Consider the following 16056-nt stretch of genomic DNA (forward strand, 5'->3'; position numbering starts at 1 on the left):
GCTTGATATTCTGAGTTATTCCACATAAGTAGTCCTCTCGGAATTGTCCACCTCTGAAATAGGAACCGGTAACAGTATGAGTCTTAAAGTCGGGGTCGTGATGGACCCAATTGAAGCGATAAACTACAAAAAAGACAGTACGCTGGCGATGCTTTGGGCGGCCCAGGATCGTGGCTGGGAACTTTTTTATATGGAGCAATCCGACCTGTTCCTTAGGGATGGCGTTGCGATGGGACGTATGGCTCCTTTGAAGGTGGCGCGAGATTCAGAAAACTGGTTTGAGCGGGGAGAGTATGCTCAAGGTATTTTAGCGGATCTGGATGTAGTGCTGATGCGTAAGGATCCTCCTTTTGATAATGAGTTTTTATACAGCACCTATTTGCTGGAACAGGCAGAGCGGCAGGGAACACTGATTGTTAATCGTACTCAGAGTTTGCGAGATTGTAATGAGAAGCTGTTTGCGACTCAGTTTCCACAGTGTTGCCCTCCGGTGCTGGTCAGCCGTAGTGCGGAGTTATTGAAGGATTTTCATCAGCAGCAGGGGGATGTTATTTTTAAACCCTTGGACGGTATGGGTGGTACCTCAATATTTCGTGTTAAGCAAGATGACCCGAATCTTAACGTCATACTTGAGACTCTGACACTGTACGGTACTCAACAAATCATGGCGCAAAAATTCATACCGGAAATAAAAACCGGTGATAAGCGTATTCTGATGATTGACGGTGAACCAGTTGACTATTGCTTGGCTCGTATTCCAACAGGTGGTGAAACCAGGGGGAATCTGGCTGCTGGAGGACGCGGTGAAGGACGCCCGCTGAGTGACCGCGATCGTTGGATCTGTCAGCAGGTGGCTCCGACGTTACGAGAAAAAGGTCTGATATTTGTCGGGTTGGATGTGATTGGAGACTATTTGACTGAGATTAATGTTACCAGTCCTACCTGTATTCGTGAGTTGAATGACCAGTTTGGACTGGATATCGCTGGTCAGCTGATGGATGTAATTGCCAAGCAGTGCAGTAAATAGATTGCTTTCCATCCATAATATTCAGTAGTACTGGGTATAATTTTGGTAGTAGGTGCTTGCTTTGTACAATATAGAAAATAAGCCTGGTGGCTATCTATAGCCTGTGCGATCAGCATCAACAGTGTTAGTAAGTATCAAGCGTAAGTAAGTATAAGTAGTGGTAACAAATATTAACAAAGGGCGTCAGGGTCGATTGAATGGTAGCAGCACCTGCTGATACAAGAGTCCGTGCAGTTGATAGGCTGGGGTTCACTCTGTTCATCGCTGTGGCTGTGCATGCGATCCTGCTGTTAGGCATTGGCTTCAAGGAAGAAGAGCTACCGCGCGTGGCACGTACGCTTGAAGTAACTCTGGCACAGTTTGAAAGTGAAAAAGCTCCTGAAAAGGCTGACTTTATTGCTCAGAAAAATCAGATTGGCAGCGGTGAGTCAGAAAAAAAGGCGTTACCCAGTACCACCGAGCGCGCTGTTTTCCAAGCAAACGAATCAACTCCTCTGGCTGCTCAGCAATTGCCTCTCCCTGCTCCGGAGATTATTCCTGAACCACTGCCTGTACCGGTCCAGAAACCGGAAAAGCTGGAACCGGCTCCTCAGCTAAAACAGAAATCTAAAGAACAGCTTAAAAAGCAAGTGATAGTCACTCGAGCCAAGGCTCCCAAGAAGGCTGTGGCAGAAACTCAGCAGGTAAAAACACAGGCTCTGAGCAAGCCAGCAGCAGGAATGGCTACGTCATTGCTGGCTCGTAGTTTGGAAATAGCCAGCCTTGAGGCGAAGCTGGATGCTCAAAAACAGGAGATGGCCAACCGGCCTCGAGTCCGCAGGCTATATTCGGCATCTACCCGGCAGTCCTATGATGCGGCCTATCTGGAAGCTTGGCGGCGTAAAGTGGAGCGGGTGGGGAATTTCAACTATCCTGAAGAAGCTCACCGTCGGCAGCTGTACGGACAGCTTCGGTTATTGGTGGTTATTGAGCCGGACGGAGGTCTCAAGCGGGTCGAGGTATTAAAATCCTCTGGTCATAGTGTGCTTGATGATGCTGCCAAACGGATTGTGTACCTGTCAGCGCCCTTTGCTCCTTTTCCACCAGAGATACGTAAGAGAGCCGATCTTGTAGAGATCATTCGGACATGGCGATTTGAGCGCTCACGCTTTGGGATCAACAGTTAGTGTGAGAGTTTTTTTTGCGGTTTCCAGCCGATAGTTATAGGCTGTAATCAGTACTTTTAATTCCTCACTCAGGAGGGACGGTGATGGCTATTCCATCTATCGGATCTTCATCCGCGTCAGGGCAGACTGCTGAAGCGAAAGCTCCAGAGAACCCCGAACAAATGCGGCAACAAAACCAGAAACAACAGAATGTTGCTATTCTGGAGGCACATCGAACGCTGAGTCTGTCAGCTAAGAATCAACCTTTGAGTCTGGTGTATCAGGCTGCGATTGATGCAATTAATGAAACGCTGGCGCCTGAGCTGGGTGAACAGGCTATTGAGCGAGCCCATGAAGAGGGTTTGGATGTCTCGCCTCAAGCGACCGCTGATCGAATACTGAGCCTGACAACCGGAATGTTTAGCCGGTTTCAGCAGCATCGCCCAGAACTAGCTGAACCTGAGCAGGTAGAACGTTTTCTTCAGCTGATCAGTTCCGGTATCGATCAGGGCTTTGCTGAGGCTAAAGATATCCTGGACGGTCTTGGTGTGTTGGAAGGAGATATCGCCAGTAATATCGATAAGACTTACGAACTGGTGCAGCAGGGGCTACAGGAGTTTAGAGAACGCTTTGCTTCTTCAGAGACTTCTGTCAGCGACCCGCCTTCTTAACAACAGCGACGGGAAGAGAGAAGAATAGCCCACGCAAGAAGGTTGCCGGGCTTACCCTGGTGATCAGCTTATCAGAGATGAATCTACCTTGGTTCGGAGCGATGTGGTCCCCTAAGCACCAGGAACATAGCCGCTGCTACTGGTGCCACGGGCAATCATCTTGGACAAGTATGAGAGCTTATTCGGATCCTGATCAACAATGGTGACTGATACGTTGACCAGTGCACTATCCATTGATGGTTCGGCTGCCTGGAGCTGATGAACATAAGCATTTATTCTCGCGATTTCTGCACTACTGTCTGATTGCTGAAGATCGACTACAACTGGCTCCAGTATGCTTGGGATACCATCCTGAGTTCGGCAAACCAGAGATATTTGCTTTAGACTGAGTGCTTTGACAATACACTCACAGACGGCATCTCCAAAGCGCAAGTGGGCTGTTCCGCGACCCGATGGTTTAGCGGAGGAGGGTTTGGGAGCTGGTGCGGGTTTTTCTGTAATTAACGGGCTTGTCACTGCCGGTGCTGGTTTTTTCGCTGGAGCTGCGCGTTTTGCTGTTAATGCATCAATTGAGCCTGCCGCGACACTGGCCTGTGCACCGGACGAATCTGATTCCGCCGCTTTCAAGTCATGTTTTTTATTCAATACTTTAATAACTTTGTTGAGCAGTTTTTCGCGAGAAAAAGGCTTACCAATATAGTCAGTAACGCCAGCCTGTACTGCTTCAACAACGTTAGCTTTATCACCGCGACTGGTGACCATAACGAAGGGGGTGGCTTGTTTATGTTCTTTTCGAAGCCATGCAAGGAGTTCAATGCCGGACATTTCAGGCATTTCCCAATCGCAAAGTATCAGATCAAAGTTCTCTTTGCTCAGCAGTTGCTGTGCCTTACGGCCATTGATTGCTTCTTCAACGGAGAAGCCTGGAAAGCGAGCACGTAACGTTTTTCGGACCATGTCCCGAATAAACGCAGCGTCATCTACAACAAGAATTTTGAGATTTGCCATAATAGGTTGATTCCCTCCTGAACCCCAAAGCATAACCGAGGTTATTTTGTGAGGCCAGTCTTGAATTAGAGAGACTTTAAATTTAGGAGCCTCTGAATTAGAGATTCAATGAAATACTTGTTAATCGTCTCGCTGGGATCGATACTAAAAACATGACTGATACAAAGACTGATATACATCTTAAAGATCATTTTCTGATCTCGATGCCGCATATGAGCGACAGGAATTTCTCTCATACACTTACTTATATCTGTGATCACAGTGAAGATGGAGCAATGGGTATTGTGATCAATCGCCCGATGGAGCTTTCCCTTAAGGATATTCTCAATCACCTGGATATGGCAACAGAGTCTATGCGAGATCAAGACGCTCCTGTTTACAGTGGTGGTCCGGTCCAGGGAGAGAGGGGGTTTGTCCTCCATAGCCCTGGAGAGGAGTGGATTTCCAGCCATACGATCAATGAACATATCCAGCTTTCCACATCGTTGGATATTTTGCAGTCTATCGCCGAGGGCAAGGGGCCCGAGCAATTTTTGGTGGCCCTTGGGTATGCCGGATGGGGAGCAGGCCAATTAGAAGCGGAGATTGGTAACAATGCCTGGTTAAGTTGTCCGGCGGATTTGGATATAATGTTTTCCACAACGGCAGAAAAACGTCTTGATGCTGCTGCTTCTTTACTGGGAATAAACTTGGATTTGTTAACCTCGGAGTCAGGGCATAGTTAGTATGGTTTATGGTCTGGTTTCTGAGTGTCGGGAAGTGTTGTTCTCGTTTTATACATCAAGTCTTTACTAACATAGCAGGTTTTTGATTGATCTTATCTTTTGATTTCGGCACCTCCCGTATTGGTATCGCTGTAGGGCAGGCCGTAACCTGCACTGCTACGCCTCTAAAACCTGTTTTGGCGAAAGAGGGAACTCCTGATTGGAATCTAATTGCTGCACTGATTGATGAGTGGCAACCCAAGTCCCTTGTTGTTGGATTACCATTGAACATGGACGGAAGTCTGTGTGAAATGTCATACCGGGCACGTAAATTTGGTAATCGTCTACAGGCCCGTTTTCATTTACCTGTTTATCTGGTTGATGAGCGACTGACCAGCCACGAAGCCAAAGGCATTCATCTGTCAAAAGGGGGTAAGGCTGACTTTAAAGAAAATTCGGTGGACGGTCTGGCTGCACAGTTAATTCTGGAAAGCTGGTTCCGTGAATCCGTCCATCGCCCATGCCAGGATAAACTGGAAGGATTTACTGAGATTAGCTGATGCAGCTTCGGTCCTTTTCTGTTTATTCCGTTAACTGCATAGGCCGTTGTGTTGACCGTATTTACCACGCAGATGGTTCCAGGCTGCAAGAAATTCGTATACAAATTAGTGATATACCAAAAACGACCTAGGTCACTGATGTAACCGCAGGAGCAATAATGCTGGAAAATATAAATGTAGATCAGCTGCTTAAGTCGATGGAGCAACAACTCCAGCAGTATCTGAAAGATCGTGCTATTGAACAGCCGATTATTGTTGGTATTCATACCGGGGGTGTCTGGTTAGCGGAACGTCTGCATCAGACTCTGGGATTGCAGACCCCGATGGGAGTTCTCGATATCAGTTTTTATCGGGATGATTTCACCCGCGTAGGCTTAAACCCCAAAGTTCGACCATCATCCATACCCTTGGCTACCGAAGATCAGCATCTGGTCCTGGTCGATGATGTGGTAATGACAGGGCGTACTATTCGCGCCGCTCTTAATGAGCTCTTTGATTATGGCCGACCTGCATCAGTCACTTTAGTCTCGCTGTTGGACCTGGATGACCGGGAGTTACCAATACGACCTGATATTACAGGGCAGATATTGCGTTTGAAGCCAGGGCAGCAGATTAAACTACTGGGGCCTGATCCCTTGCGCCTTGAGTTACAGGATAAAAATGCCTAGAAATCATAATTGTTTGATGACTAATCAGGTTTTCCTTAAGAGCGGCTGATCGATGATAAACTTGTTGCGCCTGGTTTATTGTTATCTAAGTAATTTTTATCCGATTAGACTGTTACCAATTTTACTAATTATCCAGATGAGAAACCGATGAATCAGCATACCGATGCGGTCAAACTTCAGCTCACAGAAGAAGGGCAGTTGCGTCACTTTCTAACCACAGAAGGTTTGAGCAGGGAGCTGTTAACTGAGATCCTTAATACGGCGAACTCTTTTGCCGATATGAGTGCCCAGGCCGTTAAGAAAGTACCCTTGTTGAGAGGAAAAACGGTGGTCAATCTGTTCTTTGAGAACAGTACTCGTACGCGAAGTACCTTTGAACTAGCGGCAAAAAGACTATCTGCAGATGTTCTTAATCTGGATATCAGTACCTCTGCTACCTCCAAGGGTGAATCTCTCAAGGATACGCTGAGGAACCTTGAGGCCATGGCCAGTGATATGTTTGTGGTTCGGCATCCTGACAGCGGAGCTCCTCATTTTATTGCGCAACATGTGACTCCTAATGTGGCTATTATCAACGCTGGGGACGGTCAGCATGCTCACCCGACTCAAGCGATGCTGGATATGCTGACAATACGCCGCCATAAGGGAGACTTTTCCGAGCTTAAAGTTGCGATTGTTGGTGATATTCTCCATTCCCGCGTGGCTCGATCTCAGATCTATGCGTTAAATACTCTGGGTGCAGCAGAAGTGCGAGTCATTGGTCCAAAAACCTTGTTACCGCACCACATTGAGTCGTTGGGGGCGAAAGTTTATTACGATTTGGCAGCCGGCCTTCAGGATGTGGATGTTGTTATTATGCTGCGGCTTCAGACTGAGCGAATGGTCAGTGCCTTCCTGCCAAGCCAGGGGGAGTTCTACAAACTTTATGGGTTAACCCGAGAAAGGCTCGCAGGGGCTAAACCAGATGCTATTGTAATGCACCCGGGGCCGATTAACCGTGGTGTTGAGATCGAGTCAGAGGTCGCTGACGGTGCTCAATCACTGATTCTTAAGCAAGTGGGTTATGGCATCGCCACGCGAATGGCGGTGATGTCAATGGCGATGAGCGGTCAAGCCACACAGGCTGCTGCAGGATAACCCGTCTTTAGAATACGCTTATTTTATTACGGCTGTTTTGAAGATGTTATTCAGAGCAGTCTTTAGAACCTTGATCCGATAGCGTTTGGGCTATCCGAACTACAAGAGCGAGATTGATGAAAGTTCATATTCGAGGCGGTCGATTGATTGATCCGGCCAATAAAACAGATGCTAATCTGGATCTGTTTATTGAAGATGGCAAGGTAGTCGCACAGGGCGATGCGCCGAAAGGATTTGTTGCTGATCAGTTGATTGATGCAGAAGGGCAGATCGTTTGTCCTGGGTTCGTTGATCTCCAGGCTCATTTGCGAGAGCCCGGATTTACCCAGAAAGGCAATATTGGCAGTGAATCAGCAGCTGCGGCCGCAGGCGGAGTTACTACGTTGTGTTGTCCTCCGACTACGCTTCCGGTAATGGACAGTGTAGCCGTTGTTCAATTGGTTCAGGAGCGGGCTGCTGAGGTTGGTTTGACGCGGGTTTTACCCTTGGCTGCGTTGACCAAAGGGCTTGAAGGTGAGCAGTTAAGTAACATGGTTTCTTTGAAAGAGGCTGGTTGTGTTGCTCTGAGCAATGCCCGCAAGCCCATCAAAAGCAATCAAACGCTGCTACGCTGTCTTGAGTATCTGGCAACTTACGACTTGCTTATGTTTGTTCAGCCGCAGGACTATGAACTGAGCAAGAATGGATGCGCACATGATGGTCAGATGGCGACAGTACTGGGGCTCCCGGGAATACCAGAAGCTGCGGAAACCCTTGATTTGGCAAGGTATTTGCTCCTTGCTGAGCAAACCGGTGCTCGTCTCCATGTGGGACAACTCTCCACCGCTCACTCGTTGCAGATGATTGCTGATGCCCGTTCACGAGGGGTCAAGGTTACTGCAGATGTGGCCATTCATCATCTACTGCTGACGGACGAGAACCTTGAAAATTATGATAGCGCTTACCACCTGATTCCTCCTTTGCGGGGGACTAGAGACAGGGAAGGGCTGCTTAAAGTACTGGAGGAGGGCGGTATTCAGGCGCTATGCTCGGATCACCAGCCGCAAGATGCAGCGGCAAAAGATGCGCCTTTCAGTGCAACCGAGCCGGGAATGACCGGGTTGCAAACGTTGCTTCCTTTGAGCTTGAGATTAGTCGAGCAGGGACGGGTTAGTCTCAATCAAATGATTGCTCTCTTGACCCGAGGGCCAGCAGAAGTACTGGGGATCGAGCGCGGACAATTGGGTGTTGGTGCTGAAGCTGATGTTTGTATCTTCGCCCCTGAGCAACTCTGGACGCTTAATGAAGAGACCTGCGTCTCCAAGGGGCTTAACACGCCTTATATGAACAGCACACTGAAGGGGCGGGTTAACTATACGCTACTCGCCGGGCGTGTCGTTTTTCAAGCAGAACAGGCTCATTGAGTCTGTTCTGCGATATCCAGTCTCGTTGCTAAGCCTTCTTCAGTCGTAAACTCAAGAAGGCGCTTTTCTTCCGATAATATAAAAAGAGCCTGTTACGTAAGTGAAATAGACCTTACATGTTCAGATAGTCGTCGTCTTCCTGCAGGAAGAACATATCGTTGTCTTCCTGACCATTTATTTGTTCCTGTAGCTTAGGATTGGCTTCCGCAGAGAGTTTTATCATCAGGCGCAAGTCATTAGCGGAGTCGGCGTGAGCCAGGGCGTCTTCATAGGTGATGGTATTGGCTTCGAACAATTTAAATAGGTGTTGATCGAACGTCTGCATGCCGATATTGGTGGATTTTTTCATCAGCTCTTTTAACTCGTGTACATTCCCCTTACGAATTAAATCGGCAGCCAACGGGGAATTAAGTAAAATTTCCACCGCGGCCACACGTCCCTTGCCATCGGTAGTGGGTAAAAGCTGCTGGGCAACGATTGCTTTCAGGTTGAGAGATAAATCCATCCACAGCTGTGAGTGATGTTCAGGACCGAAGAAGCTAACAATTCTATCCAATGCCTGGTTTGCATTGTTAGCGTGTAAGGTGGCAAGGCAGAGGTGGCCAGTCTCAGCAAATTGAAGTCCGTAGCCCATGGTGTCCTGACTACGTATCTCCCCCATCAGGATAACGTCCGGTGCCTGGCGTAAGGTATTTTTAAGTGCAATTTCGAAACTATCGGTATCCAGACCAACTTCCCGTTGAGTGATGATGCATTTTTTGTGGTCATGAATAAATTCGATAGGATCTTCTATGCAAATAATGTGGCCTTTGCTGTTCTCGTTCCGGTAATCAACCATCGAAGCCAGAGAGGTGGACTTACCTGTGCTGGTACCACCTACAAAAAGGATCAAACCCCGCTTGGACATCGACAGATCTTTGATAACGGAGGGAAGCCCTAGCTCTTCCATGGAGGGTATTTCATTCTTTATGCGGCGTAACACCATGCCAGGAGAGTTGCGTTGAAAAAATGCACTGACCCTGAAGCGACCAATGCCGGGGGCGCTGATTGCATAATTACATTCATGAGTAGCTTCAAACTGACTCTGTTGCATGTCATTCATGGTGCTGTAAGTCAGAGCTCTTGCCTGGCGGGCGCTTAATGCCTCCCTGGTCAGCGGCTTAACTGATCCATCTGCTTTGATGCTGGGTTGGGCGCCAGCGGTCACGAACAGGTCTGACGCATCCCGTTCAACCATCACTTTGAGCAGTTGTGTAAAATCCACTTACCCACCTTTATCCTGAATAAAAGACCAGATCATGCTTGATTGTAGCTGTTAACAAAAGCCAAGGATGAGCCGATTAAAAATTTTGTGGCATTTTTGCCTTCTCTCTAGCTGCATCTCGGGAGATGAGCCCTTTCTTCAGTAACTCCTGTAGGCACTGATCCATTGTTTGCATACCAAACCCAGAGCCGGTCTGAATGGCAGAATACATCTGTGCGACCTTGTCTTCGCGAATCAGATTTCGAATTGCAGGTGTACCGATCATAATCTCATGGGCTGCAATTCGCCCTCCTTTGGGGCGCTTGAGAAGTGTCTGGGAGATAATTCCCTCAAGTGATTCCGACAACATGGAGCGTACCATGTCTTTTTCCTGCGCCGGGAAAACATCAATCACTCGGTCAATGGTTTTGGCGGCGGAAGTTGTATGCAGAGTGCCAAACACCAGATGACCTGTTTCTGCTGCCGTCAACGCCAAGCGTATTGTCTCCAGATCACGCATTTCACCAACCAGTATGATATCAGGGTCTTCCCGTAACGCTGAACGCAGAGCTTCTGAGAAACCTAATGTATCCCTATGGACCTCCCGTTGGTTAACAAGGCACTTCTTACTGGTGTGAACAAATTCGATAGGATCTTCAATGGTCAGTATGTGGTCGTTGCGAGTGTCATTAACGTAATCAACCATTGCAGCCAGAGTGGTACTCTTACCAGAACCTGTAGGGCCGGTAACCAGAACGAGTCCTCGCGGACGCTCGGAAAGGTCGCGAAAAACCTTACCCATTCCAAGTTGTTCCATGCCTAAGATATCGGTGGGAATTGTACGAAAAACAGAGGCAGCACCGCGGTTCTGGTTAAACGCATTAACACGGAAACGAGCGAGTCCCGGAACTTCAAAAGAGAAGTCGGTTTCATAGAACTCTTCGTAGTCCTTTCGCTGCTTGTCATTCATGATGTCGTAGATCAGCGAGTGAACCTGTTTGTGGTCCAATGCTGGCATCTTGATTCGGCGCATATCTCCATCAACCCGAATCATCGGCGGAAGTCCGGCTGATACGTGGAGGTCAGACGCGTTTTGTTGAACGCTGAACGTCAAGAGTTCGGTAATATCCATAGCACCCTCTGGACCCAGAAAAGACTATCAAATAAAGTGCGTGTTCTGTGTTGTAAAAACTTCGAGCGCAAGTCGTCTCGTCAAAACAGCACACACCAACAAATTAAGCTACCGAGCATTATTACTGAAATCTGATGACTAGCATAGCAGAGAATATAGCCCTTACTTTGACCAGGATCAGAGAAGCGGAAGCGCAGTCCCGAAGATCTCCCCATTCTGTTAAACTTTTGGCTGTCAGTAAAACCCGACCTGCCTCAGAGTTAAGAGAAGCGTACGCTGAAGGAATTCGAGACTTCGGCGAAAATTATCTACAGGATGCGCTAGCAAAGATTGAGCTGCTGGCTGATCTAGATATCAGCTGGCATTTTATTGGTCCATTGCAATCAAATAAAACTCGTCCGGTCGCCGAGCATTTTCACTGGGTCCACAGTGTTGATCGATTAAAGATAGCACGACGACTAAGTGAGCAGCGCCCGGAAAGCATGCCGCCCTTGAACCTTTGTGTTCAGGTCAATATCAGCGAAGAATTAAATAAATCAGGTGTGCTATTAGATGAGGCGGAAGAGCTGGTAAGGGAGATTGGCAAGCTGGATAATCTTCGAATAAGGGGGCTGATGGCGATACCGCAGGCGGGTCTTAGTGAGCAGCAACAACGACAGACATTTGGCCGTCTCCACAACTTACTTGAACATCTGAAAACAGTATCTCCGAATTTAGACACACTCTCTATGGGAATGAGTCAGGATATGAATGCTGCTGTAGCGGAAGGGGCAACGATTGTACGTATTGGCACGGCTATTTTTGGTGCACGGAACTAAAATCCTGGGCTACTGATCATAAACATGGGCTGAGGCGTCGTTTTTCATCCGTTGTAATTCACTGGTTCCTTTAATATTGGTGAGTAGTTATATGGATAACAGTACAGCCGTGTAAATGATGCGCTTAAGACACAACACATTAATTATTTTTTGAGAGTTTCGGCGCCGGATATCAGCGTATCAGATGTGAAATGAACAAACAGAAAGGAATGAACAGGTGAGCGATACAAGTAAAGAAAACCCAACTCCTACTCTTGGTTTTATCGGAGCAGGCAATATGGCATCTGCCATTATCAGTGGTCTATTGTCGGAAGGGTATCCTCCGCAGAATATCTGGGCAACCGATACTTCAGAAGATAGGCTTAAGCAGCTGCATGCTGACTGGGGTATTTGTACGACCACCGATAATCAGAAAGCAGCAGCCAGTGTTGATGTACTGGTCCTTGCGGTTAAGCCTCAGGTGCTGGAAGTTGTTGCAAAAGGCCTCAGGGCGGTACTTGCTGAGTCAAAACCCTTGATCGTATCCATTGCGGCGGGAATCATGAGTAGCAGTATAAAATCCTGGTTAGGAGAAGAGACTGCCATTGTTCGATGTATGCCAAATACCCCTTCATTGGTCGGAGAAGGGGCTAGCGGACTTTATGCTAATGAGCACGTGAGTGCTCTTCAACGAGCACAAGCTGAGCAAGTGATGCGGGCTGTAGGAATTGCGCTTTGGGTTGATGAAGAAGCGCATTTAGATGCAGTAACGGCTGTTTCTGGCAGCGGGCCCGCTTATTACTTTTTAATGATGGAAGCGATGATTGCTGCCGGTGAGTCCCTTGGGCTGGATGCTGCTACCAGCACCAAGCTGACTCTACAAACAGCGTTGGGTGCAGCGAAAATGGCCTTGGCCAGTGATGTAGATCCGGCTGAGCTGAGACGGAGAGTGACCTCTCCTAAGGGCACCACCGAGAAGGCAATTGAGGCTTTTGAACAGGGGGGTATGAGAACATTGGTTAATGAGGCCCTTGAAGCCTGTGCGGAACGTTCTAAATCGCTGGCAAAGGAGCTGGGGAACGATTGATTGAATGATGACATAGCATTAAAAGAACTCTGGAAAATGAGAACTTCTGCCCCTATATTATATTGCTTTGCTGGTATTTCCGGGCAGCTTATGTAATTACATGTTAAGTAAATGAATTTAGGCTCTTGAGTTTTCAAAAGGGAGTTAGGGAACCTGTGAATAAGTCCATTCGGCCTCTGGCTCCCTTCTTCGTGCAGGCTTATAGAATATAAGAGGAAATTTTTTTGAATCAGCTAATTGGTATAATCGGGGGCTTTTTCGCATTTATCGTAGCCCTGCGTTTTTTACTCCAGGTATCGAAAGCGGATTTTTATAACCCGATTTCTCAGGGTGTATATAAGATCACTCAGCCTCTGACGAGTCCAATTCAAAAGGTGATGCCCCGCATCTTCGGTATTGATTTTTCAGCGTTGATCCTGGCTTTGTTAGTCATCATGGCAACCATATTCCTGTTGGCAGGTTTTTCCAATCCGGTTGGCGTCGTTTTAGCATCGCTTCTGGATAGTCAACTTGGCTTGCTCAGCGTTATTTTGAATGTCTATTTTTTTGCCATAATGGGGGCCGTTATTATTAGTTGGGTTGCACCTAACAGCTACCATCCCGGACCACAGTTGATTGCTCAATTGACTGATCCTTTGTTTTCTTTAGCTCGTAAGGTCATTCCCCCTCTGGGGGGGCTCGATTTTTCACCGATGGTTATTCTTCTGCTGATCGTTTTCCTAAGATCCCAACTACCTCATATGCTTGCGTACTAGGCTATTGAACGGATGATAACAGAGTCGGTAATCTGCCGATTCTGATGTTTCTACTCTATACTTGGTATTACGCGCCAAGTATATGCTTCTGTACCTTCAAGGATTAAGAAGAGTTCTGCTCACAGAAGAGACTCACATCCTCGCTGGTACCGTTATCTGCTTCAGATAGTCTTTGAGGAGAATTCCATGGCTTTTTCCATATTGAGAGCATCGAGATTGAATGCTTTAGGGCGAGGTGTACAAAAAACAAGCACTTTGAACGTGAAAGTAATGAAGTTGACTGCATTGTCGCTGAAAACAATATTATTGATACCGTTACTTTGGCTGGCCAGTCATGCGGGTGCAGAACAATTCAAACCCTTTGACAACTATGAAGTGCATTACAATGCATTTAATAGCAGCTTTGTGACACCGGAAGTGGCAAGTGCTTATAACCTGCAACGCAGCAAATCTAGAGCGCTGATGAACATTGCTGTATTAAAAGTAGCGGATAGCAATAAGTTATCGGTTAAGGCAATGGTTAAGGGCACAATGAAAAATTTGATAGGGCAGAGTCAGGATCTGGACTTTACTGAAATTCGGGAAGGTGAATCAATCTACTATATTGCCAGTTTCCGATTTACAGATGACGAAGTTCTTAAGTTTGAATTGGATGTTCAGCCTGACCCGAACAAGCCTGCCTACAAGATGAGCTTTCAACAACATTTTTATGCGGATTAAAGAATCTAAGTTATGCAACAGATCGTTCTTGCCAGTAGTAATTCCGGAAAGCTCAGAGAGTTTAATCAGGTGCTCAGTGGACTGGAGTATGAGGTACTACCACAGTCTCATTTTGATGTGACCGATGCAGAAGAGACTGGATTGAGTTTTGTCGAAAATGCCATCCTCAAAGCTCGACATGCCAGTCGGATCAGTGGGTTGCCTGCATTGGCGGATGATTCTGGGCTGGAAGTGGATGTTTTGGATGGGGCTCCGGGTATTTATTCTGCACGATTTGCCGGTGAAGGTGCTAATGATGAGGCCAACAATCATAAACTACTTGAGAAGTTGGCTGCTGTTCCTGAACAACAGCGTAGTGCTCGGTTTCAGTGTCTACTGGTTTTTGTTCGTCATGCTGCTGATCCGACACCTGTTATTTGCCAGGGGACCTGGGAAGGTAGGATTCTAACCGAACCCCGAGGCAGCAATGGCTTTGGCTATGACCCTTTATTCTATATTCCGTCACTAGGCTGCTGTTCAGCAGAACTGATGCCTGAGCAGAAAAACAGCTTGAGCCATCGTGCCCAGGCTGTCGCGCAACTGGTTGAACGCCTGAGAACCTGAGAACCTGTTAAGAGCAGGCTGATCACAGAACTATCCGCTATCGATGCGGTTTATGTTTTGCAAAGTACCCTGTGCTTTCAACGGGTTCAGATATTCTGGATCTTTATCGTTCTATGGAGGCTTATGCCTGTAAAATGTTTCTGTACCCCAGGTGTTTAAGTTGCCGATCATATACTTGTATGAGCATTATCATGTTTGATGTATTCGCCGATGTCCGTTGAAAGTGGGCTGTTGAAACTGCCTCCGCTGAGTCTTTATGTTCATGTACCCTGGTGCGTGCGCAAGTGCCCCTACTGTGATTTTAACTCTCATGCTCAGCAGGGTGAATTACCTGAAGAATCTTACCTGCAAGCGTTATTGGCAGATCTTCAGGAAGAGCTTCCTCATCTTCAGGGACGAAAATTAAAATCTATCTTTATTGGGGGCGGTACACCCAGTTTGATGAGTGGGAGCTTCTATCGAAAGCTGCTGTGTGAGTTGCAGCAACAGATTGGCTTTGGTGACGAAATCGAAATTACTCTGGAAGCCAATCCTGGAACTTTTGAACAGGAAAAGTTTGGTGGCTATTTAGAGGCGGGTATTAACCGTCTCTCTCTGGGTATTCAGAGTTTTTCCAATCAGCGATTGCAAGCGTTGGGCCGCATTCACAGCGCTGAAGACGCTTATAAGGCGGTGCTTGCTGCTAAAGCACTGGGTTTTGAGCGATTGAATATTGACCTGATGCATGGCTTACCGGCACAGACATTAGCCCAAGCGTTGGATGATTTGCATCAGGGATTGGAATTAGGGCCTTCTCACTTATCCTGGTATCAATTAACGATTGAACCGAATACTGAGTTTCATAGTCGGCCACCCCGGCTGCCGGAGGATGAAACGCTTTGGGAAATTCAGGAACAAGGGCAGCAATTACTGGCAGCTTCAGGCTTTCAGCAGTATGAAGTATCTGCCTATGCCAGACCCGGTCAGCAAAGTCGTCATAATTATAATTACTGGCGCTTTGGTGATTATGTGGGGATCGGCGCCGGTGCGCATGGCAAGATGACAGATTTGAACTATCAGTCTGTGACAAGGCGGTGGAAAATACGGCAGCCCAAAGCTTATATGGCTGCAGCATTAGAACGAGGCAGTCCTGTATCAGGTGAAGAAGTGATTGCCACCGAGGCGCTTCCTCTGGAGTTTATGATGAATGCGCTTCGTTTGCAGGATGGCGTAGAAGCAGATCTGTTCAGTCGACGAACAGGGCAAAGTATCCATCAAATTGAATTCGCAGTGAAGCAGGCGCGTGAGCGTGGATTAATGGTGGAAGATCACCGTCGTTTGGCGCCCACTGAGCAAGGGCGGCGATTCTTGAACGACCTGCTGGAGTTATTTTTCTAAGAGAGGAGCGATTCTCCTC

Annotated in this window: 17 protein-coding genes; 14 read left to right on the top strand and 3 right to left on the bottom strand. The window is 47.4% G+C overall.

Annotated features, from left to right (window positions below; genetic code table 11):
• Nucleotides 1–76 precede the first annotated feature (76 nt).
• From gshB to BGP75_RS01820, 3 genes are all read left to right on the top strand, one after another.
• Nucleotides 77–1027, top strand: coding sequence for a glutathione synthase (gene gshB / locus BGP75_RS01810; protein WP_076714471.1), 951 nt, complete (start codon nt 77–79; stop codon nt 1025–1027).
• A gap of 197 nt (nt 1028–1224) precedes the next feature.
• A complete protein-coding gene (locus tag BGP75_RS01815) occupies nt 1225–2193 on the top strand; it encodes an energy transducer TonB (protein ID WP_076714473.1) in 969 nt (322 codons plus the stop codon).
• Nucleotides 2194–2276: 83 nt separating this feature from the next.
• Nucleotides 2277–2843: a DUF5610 domain-containing protein gene (locus tag BGP75_RS01820; RefSeq protein WP_076714475.1), complete on the top strand. Its 567-nt coding sequence runs from the start codon at nt 2277–2279 to the stop codon at nt 2841–2843.
• A gap of 111 nt (nt 2844–2954) precedes the next feature.
• Here the strand turns inward: BGP75_RS01820 and BGP75_RS01825 are convergent, their stop codons facing one another.
• Entirely contained in the window at nt 2955–3851 is an 897-nt protein-coding gene (locus tag BGP75_RS01825) for a response regulator (protein ID WP_076714477.1), read from the bottom strand.
• 152 nt (nt 3852–4003) lie between these two features.
• Between BGP75_RS01825 and BGP75_RS01830 the strand changes: the two genes are divergently transcribed.
• From BGP75_RS01830 to BGP75_RS01850, 5 genes are all read left to right on the top strand, one after another.
• Nucleotides 4004–4576, top strand: a complete 573-nt coding sequence (locus tag BGP75_RS01830) for a YqgE/AlgH family protein (RefSeq protein ID WP_076714479.1) — start codon at nt 4004–4006, stop codon at nt 4574–4576.
• Nucleotides 4577–4662: 86 nt separating this feature from the next.
• Nucleotides 4663–5115 (top strand): Holliday junction resolvase RuvX, encoded by a 453-nt coding sequence (gene ruvX, locus BGP75_RS01835; RefSeq protein WP_076714481.1) that lies wholly within the window; start codon nt 4663–4665, stop codon nt 5113–5115.
• A gap of 158 nt (nt 5116–5273) precedes the next feature.
• Nucleotides 5274–5783: a bifunctional pyr operon transcriptional regulator/uracil phosphoribosyltransferase PyrR gene (gene pyrR / locus BGP75_RS01840; protein ID WP_076714483.1), complete on the top strand. Its 510-nt coding sequence runs from the start codon at nt 5274–5276 to the stop codon at nt 5781–5783.
• Nucleotides 5784–5930: 147 nt separating this feature from the next.
• Complete coding sequence (locus BGP75_RS01845) at nt 5931–6920, top strand: aspartate carbamoyltransferase catalytic subunit (protein WP_076714485.1); 990 nt, start codon at nt 5931–5933, stop codon at nt 6918–6920.
• Nucleotides 6921–7036: 116 nt separating this feature from the next.
• Nucleotides 7037–8323, top strand: a complete 1287-nt coding sequence (locus BGP75_RS01850) for a dihydroorotase (protein ID WP_076714487.1) — start codon at nt 7037–7039, stop codon at nt 8321–8323.
• Nucleotides 8324–8435: 112 nt separating this feature from the next.
• Here BGP75_RS01850 and BGP75_RS01855 read toward each other — a convergent pair whose 3' ends face one another.
• Together BGP75_RS01855 and BGP75_RS01860 are read right to left on the bottom strand one after the other, a co-directional pair.
• A complete protein-coding gene (locus BGP75_RS01855; RefSeq protein ID WP_076714489.1) occupies nt 8436–9587 on the bottom strand; it encodes a PilT/PilU family type 4a pilus ATPase in 1152 nt (383 codons plus the stop codon).
• A 76-nt stretch (nt 9588–9663) separates the two neighbouring features.
• A complete protein-coding gene (locus BGP75_RS01860; RefSeq protein ID WP_076714491.1) occupies nt 9664–10698 on the bottom strand; it encodes a type IV pilus twitching motility protein PilT in 1035 nt (344 codons plus the stop codon).
• Nucleotides 10699–10832: 134 nt separating this feature from the next.
• On the opposite strand from BGP75_RS01860, the gene BGP75_RS01865 reads away from it, so the two are divergent.
• The 6 genes from BGP75_RS01865 to hemW all read left to right on the top strand — a co-directional run bounded on the left by BGP75_RS01865 (nt 10833) and on the right by hemW (nt 16037).
• Nucleotides 10833–11516, top strand: coding sequence for a YggS family pyridoxal phosphate-dependent enzyme (locus BGP75_RS01865; protein ID WP_076714493.1), 684 nt, complete (start codon nt 10833–10835; stop codon nt 11514–11516).
• A 217-nt stretch (nt 11517–11733) separates the two neighbouring features.
• Complete coding sequence (gene proC / locus BGP75_RS01870) at nt 11734–12582, top strand: pyrroline-5-carboxylate reductase (protein ID WP_255395915.1); 849 nt, start codon at nt 11734–11736, stop codon at nt 12580–12582.
• 224 nt (nt 12583–12806) lie between these two features.
• Nucleotides 12807–13337 carry a YggT family protein gene (locus BGP75_RS01875; protein ID WP_233152816.1) on the top strand — a complete coding sequence of 177 codons (531 nt, stop codon included), beginning with the start codon at nt 12807–12809 and terminating at the stop codon, nt 13335–13337.
• A 186-nt stretch (nt 13338–13523) separates the two neighbouring features.
• Complete coding sequence (locus BGP75_RS01880; RefSeq protein ID WP_233152817.1) at nt 13524–14057, top strand: DUF4426 domain-containing protein; 534 nt, start codon at nt 13524–13526, stop codon at nt 14055–14057.
• 12 nt (nt 14058–14069) lie between these two features.
• The gene (gene rdgB / locus BGP75_RS01885; RefSeq protein WP_076714497.1) at nt 14070–14660 is read left to right on the top strand and encodes an RdgB/HAM1 family non-canonical purine NTP pyrophosphatase; all 591 of its coding nucleotides are present in this window, start codon (nt 14070–14072) and stop codon (nt 14658–14660) included.
• A gap of 210 nt (nt 14661–14870) precedes the next feature.
• The gene (gene hemW, locus BGP75_RS01890) at nt 14871–16037 is read left to right on the top strand and encodes a radical SAM family heme chaperone HemW (RefSeq protein WP_143820953.1); all 1167 of its coding nucleotides are present in this window, start codon (nt 14871–14873) and stop codon (nt 16035–16037) included.
• The last annotated feature ends 19 nt before the right edge of the window (nt 16038–16056 follow it).

The sequence above is a fragment of the Motiliproteus sp. MSK22-1 genome, from assembly GCF_001968815.1.
Lineage (GTDB): Bacteria > Pseudomonadota > Gammaproteobacteria > Pseudomonadales > Balneatricaceae > Motiliproteus.